The organism is Lactococcus formosensis (genome assembly GCF_018403745.1).
GTDB classification, from domain to species: domain Bacteria; phylum Bacillota; class Bacilli; order Lactobacillales; family Streptococcaceae; genus Lactococcus; species Lactococcus formosensis.
The window spans coordinates 226,322-252,019 of record NZ_BOVP01000004.1 but is presented as its reverse complement, the minus strand read 5'-3'; the positions used below and the strand labels follow the sequence as shown (position 1 = coordinate 252,019).

General features: G+C 37.6%; 24 protein-coding genes and 1 riboswitch. Of the genes, 22 read left to right on the top strand and 2 right to left on the bottom strand.

Features of this window, described 5'->3' with window-relative positions; genetic code table 11:
* Window positions 1-69 precede the first annotated feature (69 nt).
* The 9 genes from KJS37_RS06550 (at window position 70) to rnhB (ending at window position 12,969) form a co-directional block, all read left to right on the top strand.
* Entirely contained in the window at window positions 70-1,341 is a 1,272-nt protein-coding gene (locus KJS37_RS06550) for an ABC transporter ATP-binding protein (RefSeq protein WP_017370223.1), read from the top strand.
* On the top strand, window positions 1,338-2,132 hold the full coding sequence (locus KJS37_RS06545; protein ID WP_017370222.1) for an ABC transporter permease: 795 nt from the start codon (window positions 1,338-1,340) through the stop codon (window positions 2,130-2,132). Before KJS37_RS06550 ends, KJS37_RS06545 begins: the two co-directional genes overlap by 4 nt.
* Window positions 2,132-2,932: an ABC transporter permease gene (locus KJS37_RS06540; protein WP_017370221.1), complete on the top strand. Its 801-nt coding sequence runs from the start codon at window positions 2,132-2,134 to the stop codon at window positions 2,930-2,932. The genes KJS37_RS06545 and KJS37_RS06540 overlap by 1 nt, the downstream gene beginning before the upstream one ends.
* A 15-nt stretch (window positions 2,933-2,947) precedes the next feature.
* Complete coding sequence (locus tag KJS37_RS06535) at window positions 2,948-4,015, top strand: ABC transporter substrate-binding protein (protein WP_213496485.1); 1,068 nt, start codon at window positions 2,948-2,950, stop codon at window positions 4,013-4,015.
* Between the two features lie 2,553 nt (window positions 4,016-6,568).
* Window positions 6,569-7,150 carry a transglycosylase gene (locus tag KJS37_RS06530; protein ID WP_165714475.1) on the top strand — a complete coding sequence of 194 codons (582 nt, stop codon included), beginning with the start codon at window positions 6,569-6,571 and terminating at the stop codon, window positions 7,148-7,150.
* A 368-nt stretch (window positions 7,151-7,518) separates the two neighbouring features.
* Window positions 7,519-10,275, top strand: a complete 2,757-nt coding sequence (locus tag KJS37_RS06525; protein ID WP_213496483.1) for a cation-translocating P-type ATPase — start codon at window positions 7,519-7,521, stop codon at window positions 10,273-10,275.
* A 73-nt stretch (window positions 10,276-10,348) separates the two neighbouring features.
* A complete protein-coding gene (locus KJS37_RS06520) occupies window positions 10,349-10,555 on the top strand; it encodes a hypothetical protein (RefSeq protein ID WP_017369908.1) in 207 nt (68 codons plus the stop codon).
* An 808-nt stretch (window positions 10,556-11,363) separates the two neighbouring features.
* Window positions 11,364-12,221 (top strand): ribosome biogenesis GTPase YlqF, encoded by an 858-nt coding sequence (ylqF, locus tag KJS37_RS06515; protein ID WP_017369907.1) that lies wholly within the window; start codon window positions 11,364-11,366, stop codon window positions 12,219-12,221.
* Complete coding sequence (gene rnhB, locus KJS37_RS06510; RefSeq protein ID WP_213496481.1) at window positions 12,208-12,969, top strand: ribonuclease HII; 762 nt, start codon at window positions 12,208-12,210, stop codon at window positions 12,967-12,969. The genes ylqF and rnhB overlap by 14 nt, the downstream gene beginning before the upstream one ends.
* Window positions 12,970-12,988: 19 nt before the next feature.
* On the opposite strand, the gene KJS37_RS06505 is transcribed toward rnhB, so the two are convergent.
* On the bottom strand, window positions 12,989-13,735 hold the full coding sequence (locus tag KJS37_RS06505) for a mechanosensitive ion channel family protein (RefSeq protein WP_213496479.1): 747 nt from the start codon (window positions 13,733-13,735) through the stop codon (window positions 12,989-12,991).
* Between the two features lie 138 nt (window positions 13,736-13,873).
* Between KJS37_RS06505 and KJS37_RS06500 the strand changes: the two genes are divergently transcribed.
* The 11 genes from KJS37_RS06500 to KJS37_RS06450 all read left to right on the top strand — a co-directional run bounded on the left by KJS37_RS06500 (window position 13,874) and on the right by KJS37_RS06450 (window position 22,676).
* Window positions 13,874-14,896 (top strand): branched-chain amino acid aminotransferase, encoded by a 1,023-nt coding sequence (locus KJS37_RS06500; RefSeq protein WP_213496477.1) that lies wholly within the window; start codon window positions 13,874-13,876, stop codon window positions 14,894-14,896.
* A gap of 120 nt (window positions 14,897-15,016) precedes the next feature.
* Complete coding sequence (locus tag KJS37_RS06495) at window positions 15,017-15,256, top strand: YneF family protein (protein ID WP_004257058.1); 240 nt, start codon at window positions 15,017-15,019, stop codon at window positions 15,254-15,256.
* Between the two features lie 27 nt (window positions 15,257-15,283).
* Window positions 15,284-16,696, top strand: a complete 1,413-nt coding sequence (racE, locus tag KJS37_RS06490) for a glutamate racemase (RefSeq protein ID WP_165714480.1) — start codon at window positions 15,284-15,286, stop codon at window positions 16,694-16,696.
* Between the two features lie 35 nt (window positions 16,697-16,731).
* Window positions 16,732-17,241, top strand: a complete 510-nt coding sequence (locus KJS37_RS06485) for a metallophosphoesterase (RefSeq protein ID WP_061413050.1) — start codon at window positions 16,732-16,734, stop codon at window positions 17,239-17,241.
* A gap of 19 nt (window positions 17,242-17,260) precedes the next feature.
* Window positions 17,261-17,725, top strand: a complete 465-nt coding sequence (gene cbpB / locus KJS37_RS06480) for a cyclic-di-AMP-binding protein CbpB (protein ID WP_019294026.1) — start codon at window positions 17,261-17,263, stop codon at window positions 17,723-17,725.
* Window positions 17,700-18,410 (top strand): site-specific tyrosine recombinase XerD, encoded by a 711-nt coding sequence (xerD, locus tag KJS37_RS06475; RefSeq protein WP_026063842.1) that lies wholly within the window; start codon window positions 17,700-17,702, stop codon window positions 18,408-18,410. The genes cbpB and xerD overlap by 26 nt, the downstream gene beginning before the upstream one ends.
* Window positions 18,407-19,147: a segregation/condensation protein A gene (locus tag KJS37_RS06470; RefSeq protein WP_213496475.1), complete on the top strand. Its 741-nt coding sequence runs from the start codon at window positions 18,407-18,409 to the stop codon at window positions 19,145-19,147. Before xerD ends, KJS37_RS06470 begins: the two co-directional genes overlap by 4 nt.
* The gene (gene scpB, locus KJS37_RS06465; RefSeq protein ID WP_096369361.1) at window positions 19,140-19,709 is read left to right on the top strand and encodes an SMC-Scp complex subunit ScpB; all 570 of its coding nucleotides are present in this window, start codon (window positions 19,140-19,142) and stop codon (window positions 19,707-19,709) included. Before KJS37_RS06470 ends, scpB begins: the two co-directional genes overlap by 8 nt.
* Window positions 19,696-20,412 carry a pseudouridine synthase gene (locus tag KJS37_RS06460; RefSeq protein ID WP_017369897.1) on the top strand — a complete coding sequence of 239 codons (717 nt, stop codon included), beginning with the start codon at window positions 19,696-19,698 and terminating at the stop codon, window positions 20,410-20,412. Before scpB ends, KJS37_RS06460 begins: the two co-directional genes overlap by 14 nt.
* A gap of 86 nt (window positions 20,413-20,498) precedes the next feature.
* Window positions 20,499-20,596, top strand: a riboswitch (purine riboswitch).
* A gap of 158 nt (window positions 20,597-20,754) precedes the next feature.
* Window positions 20,755-21,348, top strand: a complete 594-nt coding sequence (locus KJS37_RS06455; RefSeq protein WP_017369896.1) for a xanthine phosphoribosyltransferase — start codon at window positions 20,755-20,757, stop codon at window positions 21,346-21,348.
* Window positions 21,349-21,365: 17 nt separating this feature from the next.
* Window positions 21,366-22,676, top strand: a complete 1,311-nt coding sequence (locus KJS37_RS06450) for a nucleobase:cation symporter-2 family protein (protein WP_017369895.1) — start codon at window positions 21,366-21,368, stop codon at window positions 22,674-22,676.
* A gap of 45 nt (window positions 22,677-22,721) precedes the next feature.
* Here KJS37_RS06450 and KJS37_RS06445 read toward each other — a convergent pair whose 3' ends face one another.
* Window positions 22,722-23,225, bottom strand: a complete 504-nt coding sequence (locus KJS37_RS06445; protein WP_017369894.1) for a tRNA (cytidine(34)-2'-O)-methyltransferase — start codon at window positions 23,223-23,225, stop codon at window positions 22,722-22,724.
* A 491-nt stretch (window positions 23,226-23,716) separates the two neighbouring features.
* Here KJS37_RS06445 and KJS37_RS06440 point away from each other — a divergent pair, with 491 nt between their 5' ends.
* Together KJS37_RS06440 and clpX are read left to right on the top strand one after the other, a co-directional pair.
* Window positions 23,717-24,232, top strand: coding sequence for a dihydrofolate reductase (locus KJS37_RS06440; protein WP_165714485.1), 516 nt, complete (start codon window positions 23,717-23,719; stop codon window positions 24,230-24,232).
* A 201-nt stretch (window positions 24,233-24,433) separates the two neighbouring features.
* On the top strand, window positions 24,434-25,672 hold the full coding sequence (clpX, locus tag KJS37_RS06435) for an ATP-dependent Clp protease ATP-binding subunit ClpX (protein ID WP_017369892.1): 1,239 nt from the start codon (window positions 24,434-24,436) through the stop codon (window positions 25,670-25,672).
* The last annotated feature ends 26 nt before the right edge of the window (window positions 25,673-25,698 follow it).

Here is a 25,698-nt window from a genome sequence, read left to right as displayed (position 1 = left end):
ACCGGTTTTGAGATTCCGGTGTTGGCTATCAACAATAAAACTCTAAATCCAAGACGAAGGATAAAAAACATGACCAAAAATATCATTGAATTTAAAAACGTAACAAAAACCTATGAAGATAGCGGTACGACAGTGCTCAAGGACATTACTTTTGAGATTGAAGAGGGGAAGTTCTATACCTTACTGGGTGCTTCTGGTTCAGGTAAATCAACGATTTTAAATATTATTGCTGGACTTCTAGATGCCACATCTGGAGATATTTTGCTAGACGGTCAGCGTATCAATGATGTCCCGACAAACAAGCGTGACGTGCATACGATTTTTCAATCTTACGCATTATTCCCGAATATGACGGTCTTTGATAATGTGGCTTTTGCTTTGAAAATCAAGGGAGTGAACAAATCAGAAATCGCACAACGTGTTTCTGAGTCGCTTAAGCTTGTGCAACTAGAAGGCTTCGAGAAACGTGCCATCAGTAAACTCTCTGGGGGACAGAAACAACGTGTTGCTATTGCACGTGCCATTATTGACCGTCCCAAAGTTCTCTTGCTGGATGAATCTCTATCTGCTTTGGATATGAAGCTCCGCAAGGATATGCAATATGAACTGCGTGAGTTGCAACAAAGCTTGGGTATCACTTTTATTTTTGTAACTCATGATCAGGAAGAAGCTTTGGCCATGTCCGACTGGATCTTCATTATGAATGAGGGGGAAATCGTTCAGTCAGGCACACCAACCGATATATATGACGAACCGATTAACCATTTTGTAGCTGAGTTTATTGGTGAATCAAATATTATCAATGGCCGCATGATTGAGGACTATCTTGTCGAGTTCAACGGTCAACAATTTGAAGCTGTCGATGGTGGGATGCGGCCTAATGAGCCAATTGAGGTGGTTATTCGTCCTGAAGATATTGAGTTCACCCTGCCTGATGAAGGAAAATTCAATGTGAAAGTCGATACACAACTCTTCCGTGGGGTGCATTATGAGATTGTGGCTTATGATGATTTTGGTAACGAATGGCTGATTCACTCCACCCACAAGGCCTTAGTTGGAGAAACGGTTGGTTTGAACTTTGAGCCTGAAGCTATACACATTATGCGTCTTGATGAGACCGAAGAAGAATTTGATGCGCGTATCGAAGAGTATGTTGAGGAAGAAGAGCAAACTATCGGTATCGCCAATGCGGTCGAAGAAGAAGCTGCGGAAGAAGAGGCAGCCATCATGGATGCTGTTCAGGAAGCCTTGGAAAATACAATGGACCTGACTGAGCTCGCACAAGCTGTAAACGATATTTTGCATAAGCAAGAAAACGGAGAAAGTGAGGAAGAAGAATGACCAAAAGACTCTTCTCTGTCCCCTACTTCCTGTGGGTTGGACTGTTCGTAGTAGCACCTCTTATCCTCTTACTTTGGCAATCTTTCTTCAACATTCAAGGACAGTTTACCTTTTCTAACTACAGCCAGTATTTTACAAGCTCAACTTATCTGATGATGACTTGGAATTCAATCCTCTATGCCCTAATCATTACAGCCGTTACACTTTTGATTAGCTTTCCTGTGTCCTATGTGTTAACGAAACTCAAGCACAAGCAGCTTCTCTTGATGTTAATTATCTTGCCCACTTGGGTGAATTTGCTGCTGAAAGCTTATGCTTTCATTGGTATCTTCGGAAAGTATGGCTCTGTGAACAGTTTCTTACAATTTATCGGACTTGGCCGTCCACAGATATTGTTTACAGACTTTAGCTTTATCTTTGTTGCAACCTATATTTCTATCCCGTTCATGGTGTTGCCTATTTTTAATGCCCTTGAGGATTTGGATGAAAACCTCGTCTTAGCCAGTTATGATTTAGGAGCAACGCGGTGGCAAACCTTTATTCATGTGGTTTGGCCTTTATCACTCAATGGTGTACGCTCAGGTGTCCAAGCAGTTTTTATTCCGAGCTTGTCACTTTTCATGCTGACACGCTTGATTGGCGGAAATAAAGTGATAACACTAGGTACTGCAGTTGAAGAACATTTCCTCACCACCCAAAACTGGGGCATGGGTTCAACCATTGCCATCATCTTAGTTTTTGCGATGATGATTATTATGTTAGTGACAAGAGAAAGAAAGGTGGGTAGCTAATGCGTAGTAAAAACCGTGTCGGAAAAATCTATCTGGGCTTCGTGCTCTTTATCCTTTATGCTCCAATCTTTTTCTTGATTTTTTATGCCTTTAACGAAGGCGGGGATATGAATCAATTTACAGGCTTTACCTTAGATAACTTTAAAGAACTTTTTCAAGACAGCCGTTTAATTTTGATTGTCGTACAAACCTTTTTCTTGGCTTTCTTGAGTGCTTTAATTGCCACAATCATTGGAACTTTTGGTGCCATGTTTATCGAAAATCTTAAAGCCAAGGGTAAGACGACCTTCTTAGGCTTAAACAATGTCTTGATTGTATCGCCTGACGTTGTTATTGGTGCAAGTTTCTTGATTCTCTTTACCTTAGTCGGAATGAAACTTGGCTTTGCCTCAGTTTTGTTGAGCCACATCGCCTTTTCTATTCCGATTGTTGTCTTGATGGTGTTGCCACTTTACCAAGAGATGGATAAATCTTTAGTTGAGGCTGCCTATGATTTGGGGGCAACGCAGACTCAAGCACTAAGAGAAGTGATTCTGCCCTATTTGACACCTGGTGTCATCGCTGGGTTCTTTATGGCCTTCACTTATTCCTTAGATGACTTTGCCGTTACCTTTTTTGTCACAGGAAATGACTTTACGACAATGTCTGTCGAGATTTATTCACGTGCTCGTGCAGGAATCTCCCTTGAGATCAATGCACTATCCGCAATTGTATTTCTTTTCTCAATCTTACTGGTTATAGGGTATTATATAATCATGAGAGAATCAGATACCGCCGGAAAAACGCCAAATATTACTTAAGAAAGGACAGTTATCTTGAAAAAATTAGTCTATTTCTTGTCAGGGATTTTAGCAATTACTGTTCTTCTTGGGGTTACAGCTTGGAGAATGTCCGCTGCGACAGGTGTTTCAACCTCTACCAATAGCTTGACGATTTTTAACTGGGGCGAATATATCGATCCGCAGCTTCTCAAAAAGTTTGAAAAAGAGTCCGGCTATAAGGTTAATTATGTGACATTTGATTCCAATGAAGCCATGTATTCTAAAGTTAAACAAGGCGGTACTGCTTATGATATTGTTGTGCCCAGCGAATACATGGTGCAAAAAATGGCCAAAGAAAATCTTTTGCTTCCTTTAGATCATACCAAGATTAAAAATCTTAATTATGATAATCCGAAGCTCTTGGATGCGGCATTTGACCCTAAAAATACTTATTCTGTGCCTTATTTCTGGGGGACTTTGGGGATTGTATATAATGATAAATACATCACTCACCCACCCACAAAATGGGAAGACCTTTGGTCTAAAGACTACAAAAATTCAATCCTCCTCACAGACAGTAGTCGAGATGTGATGGGGATGGGCTTAATCGCTACAGGAAGCTCTGTGAATACGACGAACCAGTCAGAGATTGATCGTGCTTATGACAAGCTCCTACAGCTCACACCCAATGTTAAAGCCATTCTCGGTGACGAAATCATGAGTTACATGATTAATAACGAAACACCGTTATCTGTCGTTTATAGTGGACAAGCTTCCGAAATGACTTCAAGCAATGAACATTTGCACTATGTGGTCCCTGCTCGAACAAACATTTGGTATGATAACTTGGCTATCCCAAAAACAAGTAAAAATACTAAAGCGGCCTATGCCTTTATTAACTTCATGCAAGAACCAGAAAATGCAGCCGCCAATGCCGAATATGTTGGCTATTCAACACCTAACGTTAAAGCAGAAGCACTGTTGCCAGCAGAAGTTCGTGAAGACAAGTCTTATTATCCTGACGAAGCTCTGATAAAAGAAGATGAAGCTTATGTTAACCTCAGTCCATATTGGACGGGTGTTTATAATGATTTGTATCTTCAGTTTAAGATGAATAAATAAAAACAGCTCTAGCCTTTGTGGTTGAGCTGTTTTTAATTTCATTGTGCCAAAAATATTAATGTTTACAGTTAAACAAAGAAGCAATATCACAAACAAAATAACTTATAAATGCGGTTACCGATCGTAAAGCAACCTTTGATTATAGCCATTAAAGAAAAAATACAAGGGGTACTCCAGTTAATTACATTTTATTGAGTTGCAACAAAATGTGCAAGGATAAAATACTTCTTTTTTATATCTTCTTTGTACATTAGCTAAAGCAGTGGTTTCAGAATCATCATAGCTAATTACAGTTATACTTTCTGAATCAGGGAGATAGATACAAGTATCCTTATGGATAAAATGTCTCCCATAAATATCTGCTTTAGCTTCAAAATAATAAAAATTATACAAAGCCACCAAAGTGTAAATGAGTCAATATCTTACTAAGTGCTTCATAGAAAATAACTATAGATTTAAATAGAAATAAAATGAAGAAAATAAAAAAGACTGTCTATTGTTCTTAAAAAGCCCACAAAAGTGAGCTCAGATATGATGTTTATCTATATTATAGCATTTTAAAAGAACTTGTATAGACCAAAATTAGACATATTAATGATTATGTTAAGCTAAAAATAAAAAGTCGTCTAGGCAGGAGACGACGGTTGGTTGTATGCAGTAATTATATTATTAGTAATCTGCCTATACCAATTATACCACTTTAAAATTGACTAATATAGCGGTAGGGGAACTAAAAAGTCTGGGGATAGCTTGATTAAATAAATTTTTAAATTCTATCATAGAAATTTTGTACAAAAGTAGGGACCATTGATAGTTTGGTAGATTAACATTAAAACGAGTGACTTGTTAAAGCGTATCTCACAGGTGTAACGTAAGATTTTGTTTCGGTGTATGAGCTTAGTGATGGACGAGTTCAAAATTTGAGATATAAAATAATATCAAGAACCTTTGTCCATAAATAAAGTGTTCATCGAATACTCTATTTTACGTAGACTTTGTTGTCATCATAAGTCAACAATTGGTACATTAATCTATGCTATATTAAATAAGGCAAAATAAAAAAATGCAACGCAATTTTATTACATATCACAAAACCATACCTTGCCAGTGTGGTTTTTATTTCCCATACACTCATCGTACATTGCTTTTTGATTCTCCATTTTTGGGCTTTGTATATTTTATATATAATAGAAGGAAAGTTAAGTGTGTCCTTATTTTTTGAAAGTTTTAGTATTCTAAACTTCCTTGATTATTATTTTTATTTTCAGGGAGACAATGCTAAAATTGATAATGTCCTAATTATATTCGAACCCTAGTATAATTTTGATTTTTCATAATAAATATCCAACCCATGGATATAACCTTGATGTCCCCCTTTCTCCATAGGGGGATTTTTGCTTTGTTCATGCCCTTGTGACGGTTGCAACTCTGTTTGTTAACGCTTACTTTAGTGTTATAATATAGATAAGGTAAATACTGAATCCTTTATTTCGGTATACACCTTTCTTTGATCGCTCCATATCTGTGCTTTGGTTCTTTGCCCGCAGATGTGGAGTTTTTCTATGTAAATCACAAAACGTCATCATAATGTTATATAAGGTAATAAAAAGAGCAGAGAGTTGATATTTTTCAGTAAAAACAAAATTTAGAAAATAAGAAGATGAAATGTATAAAAACAAGTAAAAATTTTATGAAGAAGAGAACAAGAGACATTATGAGAAAAAATCGCATAATAATTTGTTCAAGGTTAGAATAATTAGCAATAACGGTATTTTAAGAAAATTATTCAGACAAATGAACAAGAAGTATATTCATTCTGTTAACTGTTTCTCACGATACAAAAAGAAAAACTCAGAATGATAGGCTCAAATACCAATGAAAATGAGCCATAAGACTGTTCTATACCCGCTATATAGTAGAAAAAATATGAAAATAAAAGAATGAAAATAGGAGCGATTTCTCCTTAATTTTTATTAAGAAAAAAACCTAAAATCATCTTTTCTTAACTTAAACTTAAAATTATGAAGAAAATTACTTAATTTAATTGGTAAAAAAAATTAATGTATTTAAATACAAAAAGTACTCCATTATTTTCTTATGAAATAAAAATCGCATTAAATAGGGGATTTTATTATACGTTTTTTTCTTTTTGTATAATAAATTTTCTGAATATTTTGTTTACAAATGTTTTCGTTTTCTTTTTTCAGCCTTGATATTTTAAGTTAAGTTTAAGGTAGAGGTCATATAATGAGTCCCTCATGAAGGAAATGAATTTAACTTTGAAAATTTATTTTTTTCTGAGTGAACTTATACATTTTAAACCGTGAGCTTTCAAAGATTTGTAATTTCGCAAACAGCAGAGATTTGAAAGTTCCTTTATAACAAACGTCCATAGCGTGCAATGACGTTAAACTGCTGACGGTAATCCTACACAAGCGTTCAAGACTTTATGATGTGTATGGGAAGTAACCATGATGATAGAGTATATACGGGGGTTCGTAATTGAGCTTTAACTCTATGGAATATTCTTAGTGGCGAAATTGAAAGGTCTAAATGAAATTCAGTAAAGTTGCTATTTCAACTGGTGTTATTGCTTCATTCATGTTTATCGGTACTGGTATGGCCCACGCGGACACACCAAAACAAACTACACATGATGTTGCAATTGAAGTTATTAACGGTAACTACGGTACAGGTCAAGAGCGTGTCACAATGTTGACAAACAAAGGTTTTGACTTTGAAGACGTACAAACAGAAGTTAACAACATTTTGTTAGGAAAAGCTTCAGCAACTCCTACAACTGCCAAAAAAGTTGAAACACAACCTGCTAAATCTAAAGTAGCACAAACTGTATCAGGACTTGACTTAGGTCAAACTTCTGGTCAAGTAAATATCGAAGCCCTTGCCAACTACATGGTTTCTAATACTGCCAATGCAGCAGGATATTCTGCAAGTGAATGGGCATATATTATTGAACATGAGTCTAATGGACGTGCAGATGTTGCAAATGCAAGCTCAGGTGCATACGGTGCGTTCCAATTGTTAGGTCACGGTGAATACGCTGGCATGACTCTTGCTGAACAAATCGAAATGGCAAGTAAACTCCCTGCAGGAAGCTGGGTTGTTTATAACTAAAGGAAATGGATCTATATTCGCTTCCTGGAGTGCTTAACTAAGATTAAACATTCAAGGCTATCACAAACAGTGAAGGCCTTTTTGTTTTGCCCTTAACCATGTAAAAAATAAAAAAATCGCAAAGTCACTTAAAAAATTTAAAATTATATGTTATAATAAAAGAGTAGATTTAGTAAAGCATACTAAATTCATAACAATTAAAGAGACAATATAGGTTGGGCGCAAGCTTCAAGAGATTTCCTCCGAGGGTAAGGAGGAGATTTTTTGATAGCTTGCGCCCTTTTTGTTTACATTTTTTCTTTCGATTGCTACGCCTTTGGAAAAAAATGAAGTGAAGCCTAACTGTCGAAAATATAAGGAGGAAGCTTTTGGAATTTTATAAAAAAGCAAAAGAAGAAGTTATTGAGGAGTTTTTAGTTGATACTAAGACTGGCTTAAATCATGAACAAATATTGAAGCAAAGAGAGCTTCATGGAGAAAATAAACTTCCAGATGAAGAGGAAGAATCGTATTTAGCTACGTTCCTCAAAAGTTTCAAAGAACCTATCGTTATCGTTTTGCTTGGTGCAGTAGTCCTATCTTTTGCTAGTTCTTACTACGCTTTTCAATTTCAAAGTGATAGTAAGCATGGGATGGAGGCTCTATATGAAGCGATTGCTATCTTAATCTTAATTATCATAAATGCCTTTTTAGGCTTTTATCAAGAAATTAGTGCACGTAAGAGTTTGAACGCATTAAAAGAGATGAATAATCGTTATGTTACTGTATTACGAAATGGTCAGTTTGAAAAAATACTCTCAACAGAGCTTGTCACAGGGGATATCGTAAAAGCCTCGATTGGCGACTTTGTTGAAGCTGATGTCCGTTGGATTGAAACCAATGAGCTCCAAGTTATCGAGTCGCATTTGACTGGCGAAGCAGATGCGATTAGCAAGCACACAGATGCTATTCTCGAGACGACAGAGCTAGGAGATCGTCATAATATGGGCTTCTCCGGTTCAAGCGTTTCTGGTGGGCAAGGTTTAGGGATCGTTGTGGCTGTTGGGGAACATACTGAACTTGGTAAAATTGCCAAGCTGATTCAAGCAGTTGAAAACAGGACGTCGCCACTGCAAAATACGGTTCATAAGTTAACCAAAACCTTGATGCAAGTTTCAGCTGGTATCGTTGCCTTTACTCTCGTAGTGGGTATCATCCAAGCTGGCGAATTAAGCATAGCATCAATTACATCTGTTTTATCAACCTCAATCGCCTTAGCTGTAGCCTCTATACCGGATGCTCTACCTGCTGTGCTTTCGATTGTCTTAACGATTGGCGCTGCGAAAATGGCGAAGAACAAGGGGCTTATCAAGTCACTAAACAGTGTAGAAACACTGGGAAGTACTTCCTACATCTGTTCAGATAAAACAGGAACACTTACCAAAAATGAAATGACTGTTACACATTTCTATACAAACGGTCAATACTATGAAGTTTCTGGTCTGGGCTATACTCCAGAAGGTGAAATTCGTAGCCTTTCTGATGCAGAGCAAGAGCCATCATATTCGGCCTTTATTGCAGGTGCCCTTTTGTGTAACGAGTCTGCTCTCAAAGAAGTCGAAGGGAAATTCGTGCCCTTTGGTAATCCAACTGAAATTGCCTTGACTGTTTTAGGGCAAAAAGCTGGCCGTACAAAAACTCAACTTTTAGAATCACATGAGCTCATCCGGACACTGCCTTTCACCAGTGATCGTAAAACAATGAGTGTCATTGTTAAAAAAGGTGATAACTATCTTCTCTATATCAAAGGAGCGCCAGATGTTTTGGTTGAGAAAAGCCGTGCCCTTTTGATTGATGGTGAATTAAATACTGAAGAAAGTGAAAAGCAAAAATTTATCACGACTGTAAATGACTATGCCAATGAAGCCTTGCGTACTTTGGCGGTAGGTTACCGTATCCTCAGTAAGGAAGAAGCAGAACAAGGTCAGTTAGAAGATTTAGAAAAAGATATTATCTTGACGGGGGTTGCAGGGATTATCGACCCTGCCCGTGAAGAAGTCAAAGCCTCTGTTAAAACATTGCAAGATGCCAGCGTCGAAGTCGTTATGATTACAGGCGACCACGAAAATACAGCTCGTGCTATCGCATATAATCTTGGCATTGTAAAATCCAAAGAAGCTAAAGTCATCAAAGGTATCGAAATTGAAGAAATGACAGATGAAGAGCTCTATGCTGTCGTTAAAACAACGAATGTCTATGCGCGTGTTTCCCCTGAGCACAAGCAAAGGATTGTCAAGCAACTTCAAAAGCATGGGGAAGTTGTGGGCATGACAGGAGATGGTGTTAATGATGCGCCAGCTCTGAGAGCAGCCGATATTGGAATTGCCATGGGAATCGCAGGAACTGAAGTAACCAAGGATTCTGCTGACTTGATATTGCTTGATGATAAGTTTACAACGATTGAAAAAACAGTCGAAAATGGTAGAACTATCTATGCCAATATTAAGAACTTTATCCGTCATGAATTAACGACCAACGTCGCAGAAGTACTTTCCTTGATATTAGGCTTACTTTTCTTTACTGTAAGTATCGGGAATGTTGACTATACTACACCAACTTTAACAGCCTTAATGGTACTTTGGGTCAATATGGTCAGTGATGCAGTTCCATCTTTCGCTCTGGGATATGATGTCGCTGAGTCAGACATTATGAACGAAAAACCACGTGACCCTAAAGAATCTGTCCTAGCCAATTACACATGGTCAAGAGTCTTGATCCGAGGTACAATTATGGGCTTGATGGTCTTTGTAGCCTTTGTTTGGGCAGCAAAACAAGGCATGTCAAGTAACGAAGCACAAACGGTGGCCTTCTTAACACTTGTTTATGGTCAGTTGTGGCATGTTTTTGATGCAAGAAGTTCACAAACTCTTTTCAGAAGAAATCCATTCGGCAACCCACGTTTAGTCCTTGCTGTTGTCTTTGCAGGTATCTCCTCATTTTTAGTGACGATAATTCCATTCTTTAATGTTGTCATGGGAACTGCACCATTGAGCTTACCTGTTTATCTTCTTGTACTCTTTGTACCGGCCTTACCAACATTTATCCTATCAGGTATCAAAGAAATCTTTAAAGTGAAAATTTGGTAAGGAGAACTTTTGAGATGTGTAACTATAATATGCTAAAATAACAATATAGTAATCCCTGGAAGGAAGTATACACATGGAAAAAGTAAAAAGTTTTTTTACACCAAAAAGAATCTTAGTTCTCTTGATTCTTTTGCTCATCGTAATTTTTGCGGTTCTTAATTTCTCACCTGTTCGTGTTAACATGCTTTTCTTTAACATTGATATTCCTATGTTCTATGGCATTATCGCTGTAGGCTTGATTGGCTTTGTGTGTGGGTATGTGATGCGTGGGAGAAAATAAATCTGACTAAAAAGTTGAAGCAATGTTTATATTGTTTCAGCTTTTTTGATATAGAAAAAGAGCAATTGTTTCTTATATAAAGTCAAGCAGTATCAAGATTACGAGTCGGTAAAGTTTGGTTTGCTATTTTGATTGCTGCTTTTATCTTTTTAGGCATTGGTGTTTTCGGGGAATCCTACCTTTATTTCAGCGGGAATCAGAGCCAATTTCCCAGAGAATACTTTAGACATTTACTCGGATTTCTTCTTGGCTTAATTGTGATTATACGTGGGAAAAATAGATGACAGATTTTCCTATCGAGTTAAATAAATTGAAAGAGGAAGATACTCATTTTTTTATTGAATACGATAGAAGGTTTATCATGCGACTCTGTTAGAATATTATATCGTGTTGAGTGCTCGTAAATATGGTACATTTATTTTGAAAAAATCGACCCATGAAAAAATATATGAACAAATAAAAGCAGAGTTTAAGGACAAGAAAAAGAATTTTTTAGTTATCACTATTACAATGGATAGATAAAGTTTGGGTCATAAAAAGGCATAAATTCATGTTTTTATGAGAAAGAATTCCAAAACAATAAAATAGACCACAAATTCAAACGGCTACATATTAGCGCAGAATCTCAAAAAATGATAGAATAGCCTAGTATGATATGCTCTACAAGGCTTTTTTATCTAATAAAAAACATAGAGAGCAGATTCAAGTAAAATAGAGATAAGGACATCTCTAGATGTAGTTTGTACTTATTTTCATCACTAAAAAATAAAATGAAAGGCTGTAACCCCAGTTACAGCAAGGTTTAAAAATGGGTGTAGCAATTCAGTGGTTCCCGGGACACATGTCCAAGGCCCGTCGTCAAGTTCAAGAAAATTTAAAATATGTTGATTTTGTAATCGAGTTAGTAGATGCACGTTTACCGATCAGTTCACGTAACCCAATGTTGGATAAAATCATCGGGGACAAGCCACGTCTTATCGCTTTAAATAAGGCAGACTTGGCGGATAGAAATGCCGTGAAATCTTGGGTCGACTTTTTTGAAAAACAAGGTATCATCGCTCTAGCTATCAATTCGAAAGAAGCACATACTGCGAAACGCTTGACGGTGGCTGCAAAAACTTTGATGGCGGATAAGCTTGCGCGTAATGCAGAGCGTGGTATCCAGAATAGTTCTTTACGTACGATGATTGTCGGTATTCCTAATGCGGGGAAATCAACATTGATGAACCGTCTTGCAGGGAAAAAAGTAGCCGTTACAGGAAATAAACCCGGTGTAACTAAGGGGCAACAATGGTTGCGGACTAATAAAGAGTTGGAAATTCTTGATACCCCAGGGATACTTTGGCCAAAATTTGAAGATGATCAAGTTGGATTGAAATTAGCATTAACAGGTGCGATCAAGGATCAACTTTTACCGATGGATGATGTGACGATTTTCGGTTTGCAATATTTTCTTGAAAACTATCAAGAAGCAACCATGAAGCGTTTGCGTATGAAAGAGGCAGACTTAGAGTTAGAAATACCAGACCTCATCATGGAATTGACCAAACGTTTTGGCTTCCGTGACGATTACGACCGTTTTTATCAAATGTTTGTTAAAGATGTGCGTGATGGTAGAATGGGTGAATATTGCTTGGATAAAGTGAGTGACAATGTCAACGATTAAAGAAATAAAAGAGCAACTGAAGGCTTTAAATACACTAAAAGAAGTAGACGTTTTTCTTGAAGATACTCGTACAGGTGTCCAAGCAGCTATTAAACGTCGTAAAAAAGAAATCTTAGCCGAACAAGCTGAAGATGAACGTTTAGAAATGATGCTGAACTTTGAGCGCCAAGCATATGCGCAAGGTTTGGATTTTATTGCAGGTATAGATGAGGTTGGGCGTGGTCCATTAGCAGGTCCAGTTGTGACTGCAGCTGTGATTTTGCCAAAAAATTGTAAAATTAAAGGTCTCAACGACAGTAAGAAAATCCCTAAATCTAAGCATGAAGCTATTTTTGAGGAAATCCAAGAAAAAGCGCTCGCTATAGGTATTGGCCTTGTTGATAATGAAACCATTGACCGAGTGAACATATATCAGGCGACTAAGCTTGCAATGCTCCAAGCTGTAGAAAAGCTAGAAATACAGCCAGAGTGCCTTTTGATAGATGCGATGGAGCTGGATGTTAACATTCCTCAGGTGAGTATTATTAAAGGGGATGCTAAGTCGTCGAGTATCGCAGCAGCAAGTATCGTCGCTAAAGTAACACGTGATAGGATAATGGCACAGTATGCGCAGGAGTATCCACATTACGACTTTGAGCATAATGCTGGTTATGGTACAGCCAAGCATTTGGAAGGGCTGAAAAACTGCGGTATCACAGCGATTCATCGCAAATCTTACGAGCCTATCAAATCAATGGTAGAAAAATAAGCAGATCCTGATGATCTGCTTATTTTGTATAATATTTATTCATGATTTCCATCCGTAAGCCATTTATTTCATCCAAACCTGCTGTTAAGCGGCTGCGGAGGAAGATGCTCTCGTCCCGAGTAATAATACCATTATAGACGACTTGCGGATATTCAGTGTTGACTTGGATTATTTTTTCTTTCATTGTTTCTAAGTTTTCGGATGTGACAGGGATATCTAGATTCATTGTCCGGTCTTTGTAAGAAAAGTTTTTCAAGGATTCGATATTACGGTTAGGGATGAAGACAGTGGCACCATCATCAGAAATTAATGTGATAGAGCGAATACCTACAGCTGTGACTTCTCCCTCGATGTTTAAGTTTTCAAAGCGAATCCAGTCTCCTACGTTGATTTGATGTTCAACGATGATGAAGAAACCATTGATGATGTCCGCAACCAGATCACGCCCCGCAAAGCCAAGAGCGACACCGAGAATACCGGCACCTGCAAGCACGCTTCCTACAGGAACACCAAGAATTGAGAGGATAGTGTAAATCCAGAGAAAGGCGGTCAGATAAGTCAAACCACTTTTTGTTAAGCGTGCTAAGGTCATTATCCGAGAAGCATCTGCCCAAGACCGTTTGCTGTAGTTTTTGAAAAGAGTTTGTACGATACGGTTGCTAATCCGATATAAAATAAAAAACAAAAGGCTGATTAAAAAGACGTAAATTAATTTATCCAATAAGAGTTGTCCGAGTTCTTGAAAGTTTATTCTAAGAATATTCATTTTATTTCCATTTCTATAATTTTCTGAATTTATGTTGAAATCACATTCAAAATAGCTTATAATAATTAATTATAACAAATACCATAAAGTTTGGCTTTATGGAAGAAGAATGTCAACAAAAACGGGGGATGAAAAAGCATGACAGTTGAATTAGATTGGGAAAATTTAGGTTTTGAATACAGAGAGTTGCCTTATCGCTACATTTCACATTTTAAAGACGGAAAATGGGATGAAGGGGGACTCACAGGAGATGCAACGTTGCATCTTTCTGAAGGCTCGCCAGCGCTTCATTATGGTCAGCAAGGCTTTGAAGGGCTGAAAGCTTACCGTACAAAATCTGGCAAGATTAATCTTTTCCGTCCTGATCGTAACGCTGAGCGGTTGCAAGCTACAGCACGTCGCTTGCGTATGGCAGAAGTACCAACAGAGAAGTTTATTGATGCTGTAAAACAAGTCGTCAAGGCAAACGAAGACTTTGTTCCACCTTACGGTACTGGTGCTACACTTTATCTCCGTCCGTTATTAATTGGTGTTGGTGGCCTTGTTGGAGTAAAGCCAGCCGATGAATATATCTTTACGATTTTTGCGGTTCCCGTAGGTTCTTATTTTAAAGGTGGGCTTATGCCGACTAATTTTCTTGTATCACGAGATTACGACCGTGCTGCACCACATGGTACAGGCGCGGCAAAGGTTGGGGGGAATTACGCCGCTTCGATTGAACCAGGTCAAAAAGCACATGAAGCCGGCTATTCTGATGTGATTTATCTTGATCCAGCGACGCACACTAAGATTGAAGAAGTCGGTGCAGCAAACTTCTTTGGGATTACCAAAAATAACGAATTTATTACGCCGTTAAGCCCTTCAATTTTACCTTCTATCACAAAATATTCTTTGTTGCAGTTGGCGGAAGAACGTTTAGGAATGAAAGCTATTGAAGGGGATGTTTTTGTTGATCAATTAGATGATTTTGTCGAAGCAGGTGCTTGTGGTACAGCTGCGGTAATTTCACCGATTGGTGCCATTGATGATCAGGATAAACATCACGTTTTCTATTCAGAAACAGAAGTTGGACCAGTAACTCAACGTTTATACGATGAACTTGTGGGTATCCAATTTGGCGATAAAGAAGCCCCAGAAGGTTGGATCTATACCGTTGAATAATAAATAAAAGTCTCAAAAAATAAAGAGAAAATCTGCAGCTGACAAATGTGTCTAAATTTGATATAATAAGGAGTAAAAATTACGAAAGCGATTTTATAGCTTTCTTGTAGGAGAGTATTAATGAATTTATTTGTTGCAATTTTACTTATGATTGTCTTTGCCATTGCTGGCTTTGCTGGGGGCGCTTGGTTTACACAAAAACAAACTAAAAAGCTCTTGATGGATAACCCACCATTGAATGAAGATGCAGTACGTATGATGATGGGTTCAATGGGACGCAAACCATCTGAAGCACAAGTACAACAAGTACTTCGTCAAATTCGTAGTGCAGCTAAACAAGCAGACACTAAGAAAAAATAAGATAAAAAGTAAATTTTGGAGGTATTTATGGACAACAGACCTATTGGCTTACTAGATTCAGGAGTTGGAGGCTTGACCGTTGTTCGCGAGATTCTCCGTCAGTTACCAAACGAAGAAATTGTCTATATCGGTGATACGCAACGTGCGCCTTACGGGCCACGCTCAAATGAGCAGATTACTGCTTTCACTTGGGATATGGTCAATTTTTTGCTTTCTAAAAACGTAAAGATGATTGTTTTTGCCTGCAACACAGCAACAGCAGTTGCAATAGAAGAAGTAAGAGCTGCTCTTGATATACCGGTTATAGGCGTAATTTTACCAGGAGCTTCAAGTGCGATTCAAAAAACAATCAACAAGAAAGTCGGCGTAATTGCGACACAAGCAACAGTCAATTCTGATCAATACCGTAAAGTTATTCAACTCAAATCATCAAGCGTTGATGTGAGGAGTTTAGCTTGCCCAGAGTTTGTACCATTGGTTGAATCGAACGGTGCAGATTCGGAAGAGGCTAAAGAAATAGTAGCTGAAGCTCTAAAAACAATGGTTGGCAAAGTGGATACTTTGATTTTAGGATGTACACATTATCCTCTTTTGCGCAAACTCATTCAAAAAGAAATGGGACCAGATGTTCAGCTTATTGACAGTGGTTCTGAAACTGTACGTGATATTACCGTTTTGCTCAACTATTTTGATATAAATGGCGAAGAGCGCCAAAGTCTCCATCACCGTTTTTATACAACAGGTAGGGCAGAAGATTTTCAATCCATTGCGGACAGATGGCTGGGCTCAGGAAAAATCACTGCGCAACATACAGAGCTATCTGCAGAAAAAACATTGCTCATCGCTACTCGAAATGATGGGAAAACTGCGGAATTTAAACGTTTATTTAAAGAGTTCGGTTATAAAATTAAAAATCTTAAAGACTATCCTGAGTTACCAGATATTGCTGAAACTGGCATGACTTTTGAAGAAAATGCACGTCTCAAAGCAGAACAAATTGCTGAGATTACTGGTGAAGTGGTCATCGGTGATGATTCTGGCTTATGTGTGGATGTTTTAGGAGGTTTGCCTGGTGTCTGGAGCCATCGTTTTGCTGGACCTGATCCAACAGATGAGGAAAATATTGCAAAACTTCTCCATGAGCTAGCCTCGACAGCGATCACGCCAGAACGTCGGACGGCGCATTTCCATACGACATTAGTTGCTGCTTATCCCGGCCAGGAAAGTTTAGTGGTCGAAGCAGACTGGCAAGGTCGTATTGGCCTTACGCCGCAAGGAGAAAATGGTTTCGGTTATGATCCTATCTTTTTAGTAGGAACATCAGACCGAACTGCTGCTCAGCTTAGTGCTGAAGAAAAAAATACAGCTTCGCATCGTGGTCAAGCTTTACAAAAATTAATGACAGATCTTCCAGGATGGCTGGAGCGCATTAAAAAATAAAATACGATGTAAGTGTTAGCTAAAAGGAGTCTTCGATGTTTATTGTAATGAGTGATTCACACACTGATCGTGACGTAATTAAAAGAATCAAAGACAAATATGAAGGCACAGCATCAGCTTTGTTCCATTGTGGTGATTCTGAGTTGCCTAGTAATGATGATATATGGCAAGGGATTAACGTAGTCGCAGGAAATTGTGATTATGATGATGGCTATTCTGATATAAAAATGGTGGATGTTGAGGGAAAGAAAGTTCTCATCGCACATGGCCACCAGTTTTACGTTGGCTTAGGTCTTGATCGTTATTCTTACTTTGCAGAAGAAAAAGAAGCGGACATTGCACTTTTTGGTCATATCCATCAGCCTGTCGCACAGATGATAGGAAATACCTTGTATATAAATCCGGGTTCAGTAAGTCAACCTAGAGGAAATATCAATATAAAAATGTATGCCATCGTTACAATTTTAGAGAAGGGCTATAAGGTCTCTTATCACGATTTAGAGCACCATGAAATTCCAGGTCTACAATTTACTTTTGATCTTTAGAAAAAGAGGTAGAGTGAAAATGATTGATAAAGCTATTGAAAAATATTTCTTAGAACAAAGCGAAACTTTTATAAAAGATGCTGATGACGTAGCTATTTTATGTGACGAACATAATATTTCTCATGCAAAATTATTGCTCAGTCAGTATAAATATTCGAGAGTTCCTGTTCTCACTAAAGATAAAGAGTTTGTCGGCGTTTTAGGGCTGGCAGATATTGTCGAATTTGAGATGGGTGAAGATTTCTTTTATGAAAAATCGATGAATACACCTATATCAGAGATTGTGGACACCGAGATAGAAACAGTCTCCCCTTCAGCACCCTTGGAAGAAATCTTACATAAGTTGGTTAAAGAGCCTTTCTTGCCAGTAGTAAAAAGAACCGAGTTTGTTGGGATTATTGCACGGCAAGAAATCCTTAAGGCCATTAACGCCTTTGCCCATGAATTTAGTAAAAAATATGATATTATCGAACGAAATTCCTAATTTTTTAGAGAGTAAAAACTTCTCAGAAAATACCAAATCAAATTATCTTTATGATTTACGAAATTTTACAGAGTTTTTTGAGAAAAAAACAATTTCTCGTGAGTCGCTCTTGCTTTACCGGCAATCTTTGAAAAAATTAGCGGTGGCAGCACAACGTCGTAAGATATCAAGTGCAAATCAGTTCCTACTCTATCTTTATGAGAAAAATTTACTGAAAGAATACCACAAAATTCAGCAGGTGAGTGCACCGAAGAACGCAGTAAAGAAAAAGTTTGAGATCAAAAATATGTCATCTGTTTATAAACCAGTGACATCGCCAGGACATTTTTTAGCATTTTTGATTCTTGAGTTTGGTTTAACTTTTTCAGAAATACAACATTTACGTTGGGAAAATTTCAACTGGAAATTCCGAATACTTACTGTTGAGAAGGCCGGTTTGAAACGTGTCTTACCGATACGTGATAAGTTTGCACTCTATACACAAAGAATAAATAATGCCGATGAATTGTTTACCAAATCACGTCAATTTCTATATTTAGAGTTAAAAAAATATACAGATTTAACAGCAAAAGAATTACGTGAACAATACATCTTACAACAAGTGCGACTGGGTAAAACTGTCTACGAATTAGCAGAAGCTCTAGGGCTATCTACAACAACTACTTTAGAGAAATACTATAAATGACTGAAGAAATAAAGATAAAAATCAATGATTTTGAGGGCCCTTTAGATTTACTGTTGCACTTGGTTGGGCAATATAAGGTTGATATTTTTGAGGTACCTTTGGTTCCCATCATTGAGCAGTATTTGAATTTTTTGAAGGCCATGAAAACATTGGAGTTAGAAATTGCCAGTGAATATATGGTTATGGCGAGTCAGCTGATGCTGATAAAGTCTCGCCGGCTCTTGCCTACAGTTGCAGAAGAATTCATCGAAGATACTGAACAGTTGGAACAAGATTTACTCGCACAAATCGATGAGTATAGAAAATATAAAGCACTATCCCAGGATATTGCGCAGATGCACGAGGTACGTAGCCAGCATTATTCCAAGGCAAAAACGGAAATTATTAGTGAAGATGCGGTGCTTTTGCAAGATCATAACAGTCTGGATTTATTTTTGGCCTTTAGCAATGTTTTGGCTTTGAAAAAACAGTCCTTCACTGATGAAAATACAACCATAGAGGCAGAAAAATTCTCTATTTCCGATAAGATAGTGGAGTTATCCCGTTACTTTTTAAAGAAAAAGACGTGTAAGTTTAGTTCTTTGTTTTCGAAGAAAACATCGAAAGAAGAGCTTCTTACGACTTTTATGGCTCTGCTAGAGCTCATAAAAACGCAGCAAGTCACGTTTAAGCAAGAAGAAGTTTTTGGTGAAATTCTATTAGAAAGAGGACAGACGAAAGATGAACAATCTGAATAAGACAGCTAGTGTGGAGTTGTTACTCTTTGTTGCGGGAGAAGAAGGTCTGGAGTTAAATCAATTATCGGAACTCTCTGGCATGAGTAAGTTTGCTTGTGAGCAACAAATTGAGCGACTTATCGAAAAATATCAAACAGATGAAGAATCTGCCCTTACAATTATTGAAACTGCTGGAAAATATAAATTAGCAACAAAAGAAAGTTTTGCAGAACTTCTCAAAAATTATGCGAAGACGCCGCTAAATCAGAGTCTCTCACGTTCTGCCTTAGAAGTACTTTCAATCGTTGCTTACAAACAGCCGATTACGCGCTTGGAAATTGATCAATTGCGTGGTGTCAATTCCAGTGGTACGTTGTCAACGCTACGTGCTTATGATTTGGTAGAAAAGACTGGAACACTCGAAGTTGTTGGCCGTCCAGGACTTTATGGAACGACAGAATTCTTTTTAGATTATATTGGGATCAATGACTTGTCAGAGTTACCTGAAATAGATGAAAGCCAATTTATTGGCGAAAAACAAGTATTATTTAACGAAAATGAGGAAATAAATGAGAATCAATAAATTTTTGGCGCATGCAGGTGTAGCCAGTCGACGTAAGGCAGAAGAGCTTATCCTATCAGGAAAAGTTTCTGTCAACAACGTTACAATGACAAATCTGGGCTATCAGGTAGAGTCAGGAGATATTGTCGAGGTCAACGGTGTAGCTGTTTATAACGAAGAGCCTGTTTATTATATGCTGAACAAGCCACGTGGATATATCTCAAGCTCAAGCGATGATAAGGGCCGCCAAACCGTTATGGACTTACTTCCCTCAGGAAAAGAGCGTATTTATCCTGTCGGACGTTTGGACTGGGATACAAGTGGCCTTTTGTTGCTTACTAATGATGGAGAGTTTACAAACTTAATGACACACCCACGACATGGTGTTGAAAAAGTTTATATCGCTAAAGTTGAAGGCCAAGCTAATAAAGAAAATTTGCGTCCACTGACTTTAGGAATGACTATTGACGGGAAAAAAGTGAGCCCAGCACGTTATGAAATTATGAAACAAGATAAAGCGAAAAACAGCTCACTTGTTAGTCTTACGATCCACGAAGGACAAAATCATCAAGTTAAGAAAATGTTTGCAGCAGTTGGTTTGCCTGTCCAAAAACTTAGCCGTGTTCAATATGGACCTTTGAGTTTAGATGGATTGGTACCGGGACGTTACCGCCGCTTAACTAAAAAAGAAGTTTCACAATTGGTGAATGAAGCCAAAAAATAAGTAATTTCCGAACAATTCTGATGAATATTTGAAAAAAATTTATTTATTTCGATATTTTCTTGCTAAAAATAATAAAATGCGATATACTGTATCAATATTAAAAATCTTATTTATGCTTAGGATATGGCTAAGTGTTTCTACCCTGCACCGTAAAGGCAGGACAATAAGAGGATTCTATTTGTACAGTTGTATCTTTAAATAGAAACTTTCATTGTTTAAGTTTAAAGGTCGTAAATAATATCTTCTTTTTGTCGTCTAGAAATACTCTACCTTATCGGGTAGAGTTTTTGTGCATATTAGTACCAAAGTCTTTCTTGAGTAGTAAATGTTATAGGAGAAGTTATGAAGTTATTGGAAAATCGTATCGCAACTGATGGACAAGTTTTGGGAGACCAAGTATTAAAAGTCGACAGCTTTCTTACTCATCAAGTCGATTATGAGTTGATGAAAGCCATTGGTGCACGTTTTGCTGAAGTTTACAAAGATAAAAATATTACTAAAGTTGTAACGATTGAAGCAAGCGGTATTGCACCAGCACTTTATGCAGCAGAAGCACTCGATGTACCAATGGTTTTTGCTAAAAAATCTAAGAATATCACAATGAACGAAGAATTATTGACAACAGAAGTTTTTTCTTTTACAAAGCAAATTACTTCAACAGTCTCAATTTCTCGTAAATTTATCTCTTCTGAAGACACTGTTTTGCTGGTCGATGACTTTTTAGCAAATGGCCAAGCTGCGCTTGGACTCGAAGAACTGATTAAACAAGCTGGTGCACAAGTTGCTGGTATTGGTATCGTCATTGAAAAGAGCTTCCAAACAGGCCGTGAATTACTGATGGATAAGGGTCTCACTGTGACCTCTCTAGCCCGTATCGAGAAGTTTGATTCAGGTCAAGTTGTCTTTGCACCAGCAGACGATGCTGCTTGGGATTAAGAAGGAGAAGGGAAGAAATGTTTAATACAAAAAGACAAGCCAACGGTCAAGCTGCAGTTTTAGGTTTGCAGCATTTACTTGCCATGTATTCAGGGTCGATCTTAGTGCCCATCATGATTGCATCAGCTTTAAATTACAGTGCTTTGCAATTAACCTACTTAATTTCAGCCGATATTTTTATGTGCGGTTTGGCGACTCTGCTGCAATTAAAGATGACTAAAAACTTTGGTATTGGTCTTCCAGTGGTTTTAGGTGTTGCTTTTCAATCTGTCGCGCCACTTATTATTATTGGGCAAAAGCACGGCGATGGTGCGATGTTTGGTGCTTTGATTGCCTCAGGTATCTTCGTTATCGCTTTTGCAGGTGTCTTCTCTAAAATTCGCAAGTTCTTCCCTCCGCTAGTGACTGGTTCAGTCATTACAACTATTGGTTTAACATTGATTCCTGTTGCCGTAGGAAATATGGGAAATAACGAAGCAACACCTACAGCTAACAGTCTCTTGCTTGCTGGCTTTACTATTTTAGTCATCATTTTAGTGAATATTTTTGCCACAGGCTTCATTCGTTCCATTGCTATCTTGATTGGCTTAGTTGCTGGAACAATCCTAGCAGCTAGCTTACATATGGTCGATTTTTCAGCTATTAACCAAGCACCATGGGCTCACTTACCGATTCCTTTCCGTATGGCAATGCCGCGTTTTTATCTGGTAGACTGCTTAATGATGATTATTATCGCAATTGTTTCAATGGTTGAATCGACAGGAGTTTACTTGGCCTTGTCTGATTTGACTGGTGAGGAATTATCTGAAAAACGTTTGCGTAATGGCTATCGTTCAGAAGGACTCGCTGTATTGCTTGGAGGGATTTTCAATACTTTCCCTTATACAGGTTTCTCACAAAACGTTGGTTTAGTACAGTTGTCAGGTATTAAATCACGCAAGCCTATTTATTTCACAGCAGGCTTCTTGATTGTTTTGGGTTTGATTCCTAAATTTGCGGCAATTGCTCAGCTTATTCCTGTTCCCGTACTTGGTGGAGCAATGATCATCATGTTTGGGATGGTGGCAATGCAAGGTGTGAACATGCTGGGAACAGTAGATTATAAAGACAATCAAAACTTACTTATCGTAGCTGTTTCAGTTGGGATGGGTGTTGGATTTAATTCAAGCAACCTTTTTGTTAGTCTACCAAGCTGGGCGCAAATCTTCCTTTCTAATGGAATTGTTGTAAGTACTGTTTCGGCTATTTTACTTAACTTGCTTTTAAATACGAAAAGCAAAACTACAACAATTGTAAACGCTCAAGAAGCAGAAACACAAATGAATTAAAAAAGTCACGCGATCTTTATCGTGTGACTTTTTACGTTCTTACTTTTATTTTAATTTATCTTTTTCATAGGTGTGTGTTAATTCTAAGCCAGAAAAGTTCTGTTGACGAAGTGCTTCGTAGACAATCATACAGGCAGTATTAGAAAGGTTAAGACTGCGTACATGTTCGTCATTCATGGGGATGCGAATACACTTTTCAGCATTTTCTCGCATAAAATCTTCTGGTAAACCAGTGTCTTCTCGACCAAAAAGGAAGTAATAATCCTCTGTAGTTTCAGTATAATCAACATCGGAATAAACCTGATCCGCAAATTTACTGACTAAGAAAAGTTTGCCATCTACGTGATTGATAAAATCATCCAGATTTTTGTGATAAACAATGTTGACCTGATCCCAATAGTCCAAACCTGCTCTTTTAAGATTTTTATCGGTAATTTCAAAGCCGAAAGGTTCAATTAAATGTAAAGTAGTATTTGTAGCTGCGCAAGTCCGCGCAATATTTCCAGTGTTAAAATGGATACGTGGTTCGAAAAGTGCAATATGATTCATAATTTTCTCCATTCCGTTTTTGTAAGGGTTTTACATTTTTACAAAAATAAAAACTAGGTAGCTCGGAGTATGGTCTCAGCGAGCAGCCTAGTTGGGGGACTAATTTGCTTTAATCATAACAGGGTTGATTGAAACAAATTAATTGATAGGAATATCTTAACACATCTTTAAGAAAAAGTAAAGGAAATAATGCAAAATTTTTACATTTTTTTCTGAATAAGAAAAATTAAAGTAAAAAAAGGTGTTTTTTGATATAATAGGAAAGGTAATTCTATCCCTCAAGGCACCCAAACTGCTTTTGAGAGAACAACGAGAGATTAACTGTTGAAGCGGTTAATAAATAAGGTCATAAGTGAATTATTTTCCATTTTATAATCTATTTATGTATCAAATAGTTGACCTTATAATCCCAAAAGAAAGGAACATCTTTGTTTTAAAAGGATGATTGTCTTTTCAAAGTAAACAAAGAAAAGCAACGTAGGTGAAATAAAATGATTTACGCAATTTGGGCAGAAGACGAAAAGAAGGTGATTGGCATTGATGGTCATTTACCTTGGCGCTTACCTGCTGAACTGGAACATTTTAAAAAGACAACTTACCATCAAGTAATTTTGATGGGGCGTAAAACCTTTGAAGGTATGAATAAACGTGTTCTCCCTGGACGTATCACCATCGTTCTTACACGGGATGAAACTTATCCCAAGGAAGATAATGAACGTGTTCTAATCATGCATAGTGTATCCGAAGTTGTAGAATGGTATAATAATCAAGAGCGTGATTTATATATCATTGGCGGATCAGAGATGTTCCTTCTTTTCGAAAAGGAGTTGTCAGCACTTTATAAGACGGTTGTTCATGGAGAGTTTGCAGGGGATACATTTTTCCCTGATACGTTTGATTTTTCGAAGTATGTGAGAGTTTCAGCGGATTATCATAAAAAAGATGGACAAAATCCTTATGACTTTACCGTAGAAAAATATGAGCGGAAGGAGAAACAAAAGCCGTGACAAAATCTATTTTTGGCTTATTTACAGCTGTTTTATGTGCAATTTGTGTAATACTTGCACTACAATGCTTTCGCAAGAAGCGCTGGGGCTTAGGAACTATTTTTCTTCTTAATGCCTTTACGAATATTGTCAATTCCATTCATGCTTTTTTTGGAACTTTATTTTCCTAAAAATGTTTAAAATCTAGAAAAAGAGAAACAAATGTCTAACGATACAAAAGAAAACGAAAATATATATTGTTCATTCTGTGGCAAGAGCCAACCAGAAGTAAAGAAACTTATCGCCGGTGTCGGTGTTTATATTTGTGACGAATGTGTTGAACTGTCGAGTCATCTGATTGAAGAAGAGATGCGTGAGGAAATGGCTCAAGAATTTGAAGCCACTCCCGTTATGACACCAAGAGAGATGTTAGATCATCTAAATGGTTACGTTATTGGACAAGAGCGAGCAAAACGTGCGCTTGCTGTTGCTGTTTATAATCACTACAAGCGTATTAATTTTACGGGCAATGATGATGAAGAAGTTGAACTCCAAAAATCTAATATTTTATTGATTGGTCCAACAGGTTCAGGGAAAACATTTTTGGCACAAACTTTAGCTAAATCGCTTAATGTTCCTTTTGCTATTGCTGATGCCACGAGCTTGACGGAAGCTGGTTATGTGGGTGAAGATGTCGAAAATATCTTACTAAAATTGCTTCAAGCTAGTGATTTCAATATTGAACGTGCTGAACGTGGTATCATCTATATTGACGAGATTGATAAAATTGCTAAAAAATCAGAAAACGTTTCTATTACCCGTGATGTTTCTGGTGAAGGTGTACAACAAGCCCTCTTAAAAATTATCGAAGGAACAGTTGCGAGTGTGCCGCCGCAAGGTGGACGTAAACATCCTAACCAAGAGATGATTCAAATTGATACAAAAAATATTCTTTTCATTGTGGGTGGTGCCTTTGACGGTATTGAAGAAATTGTCAAACAACGCTTGGGTGAGAAGATCATCGGTTTTGGAACCAACAATAAAGCCTTAGCTGACAATGAATCTTACATGCAGGAAATCATTGCTGAAGATATCCAAACTTTCGGATTGATTCCTGAGTTTATTGGACGTTTACCTGTTGTGGCTGCGCTTGAACGTTTGACAGAAACCGATCTTATCAGTATCTTGACAGAGCCTAAAAATGCCCTTATCAAGCAATACAAACAGTTATTAAGCTATGACAACGTAGAACTGGAGTTTGAAGATGCAGCTTTGCATGCCATTGCTGAAAAAGCTATCGAGCGTAAAACAGGTGCACGTGGTTTACGTTCAATTATTGAAGAAGTGATGATGGATATCATGTTTGAAATACCAAGTCATGATAATATTGAAAAAGTGATTATTACGGAAGCAGCTGTACGTGATAAAGCAGAGGCAGAAATCATTTATATTCAAGAATAAAAAACAGAAAATCATGAGTGGTCATG

Coding starts and splice junctions, on each gene's coding strand:
- KJS37_RS06550 (WP_017370223.1), top strand. CDS start 70: ATGACCAAAAATATCATTGAATTTAAAAACGTAACAAAAACCTATGAA.
- KJS37_RS06545 (WP_017370222.1), top strand. CDS start 1,338: ATGACCAAAAGACTCTTCTCTGTCCCCTACTTCCTGTGGGTTGGACTG.
- KJS37_RS06540 (WP_017370221.1), top strand. CDS start 2,132: ATGCGTAGTAAAAACCGTGTCGGAAAAATCTATCTGGGCTTCGTGCTC.
- KJS37_RS06530 (WP_165714475.1), top strand. CDS start 6,569: ATGAAATTCAGTAAAGTTGCTATTTCAACTGGTGTTATTGCTTCATTC.
- KJS37_RS06520 (WP_017369908.1), top strand. CDS start 10,349: ATGGAAAAAGTAAAAAGTTTTTTTACACCAAAAAGAATCTTAGTTCTC.
- ylqF (WP_017369907.1), top strand. CDS start 11,364: ATGGGTGTAGCAATTCAGTGGTTCCCGGGACACATGTCCAAGGCCCGT.
- rnhB (WP_213496481.1), top strand. CDS start 12,208: ATGTCAACGATTAAAGAAATAAAAGAGCAACTGAAGGCTTTAAATACA.
- KJS37_RS06505 (WP_213496479.1), bottom strand. CDS start 13,735: ATGAATATTCTTAGAATAAACTTTCAAGAACTCGGACAACTCTTATTG.
- KJS37_RS06500 (WP_213496477.1), top strand. CDS start 13,874: ATGACAGTTGAATTAGATTGGGAAAATTTAGGTTTTGAATACAGAGAG.
- KJS37_RS06495 (WP_004257058.1), top strand. CDS start 15,017: ATGAATTTATTTGTTGCAATTTTACTTATGATTGTCTTTGCCATTGCT.
- racE (WP_165714480.1), top strand. CDS start 15,284: ATGGACAACAGACCTATTGGCTTACTAGATTCAGGAGTTGGAGGCTTG.
- KJS37_RS06485 (WP_061413050.1), top strand. CDS start 16,732: ATGTTTATTGTAATGAGTGATTCACACACTGATCGTGACGTAATTAAA.
- cbpB (WP_019294026.1), top strand. CDS start 17,261: ATGATTGATAAAGCTATTGAAAAATATTTCTTAGAACAAAGCGAAACT.
- xerD (WP_026063842.1), top strand. CDS start 17,700: ATGATATTATCGAACGAAATTCCTAATTTTTTAGAGAGTAAAAACTTC.
- KJS37_RS06470 (WP_213496475.1), top strand. CDS start 18,407: ATGACTGAAGAAATAAAGATAAAAATCAATGATTTTGAGGGCCCTTTA.
- KJS37_RS06460 (WP_017369897.1), top strand. CDS start 19,696: ATGAGAATCAATAAATTTTTGGCGCATGCAGGTGTAGCCAGTCGACGT.
- KJS37_RS06455 (WP_017369896.1), top strand. CDS start 20,755: ATGAAGTTATTGGAAAATCGTATCGCAACTGATGGACAAGTTTTGGGA.
- KJS37_RS06450 (WP_017369895.1), top strand. CDS start 21,366: ATGTTTAATACAAAAAGACAAGCCAACGGTCAAGCTGCAGTTTTAGGT.
- KJS37_RS06445 (WP_017369894.1), bottom strand. CDS start 23,225: ATGAATCATATTGCACTTTTCGAACCACGTATCCATTTTAACACTGGA.
- KJS37_RS06440 (WP_165714485.1), top strand. CDS start 23,717: ATGATTTACGCAATTTGGGCAGAAGACGAAAAGAAGGTGATTGGCATT.
- clpX (WP_017369892.1), top strand. CDS start 24,434: ATGTCTAACGATACAAAAGAAAACGAAAATATATATTGTTCATTCTGT.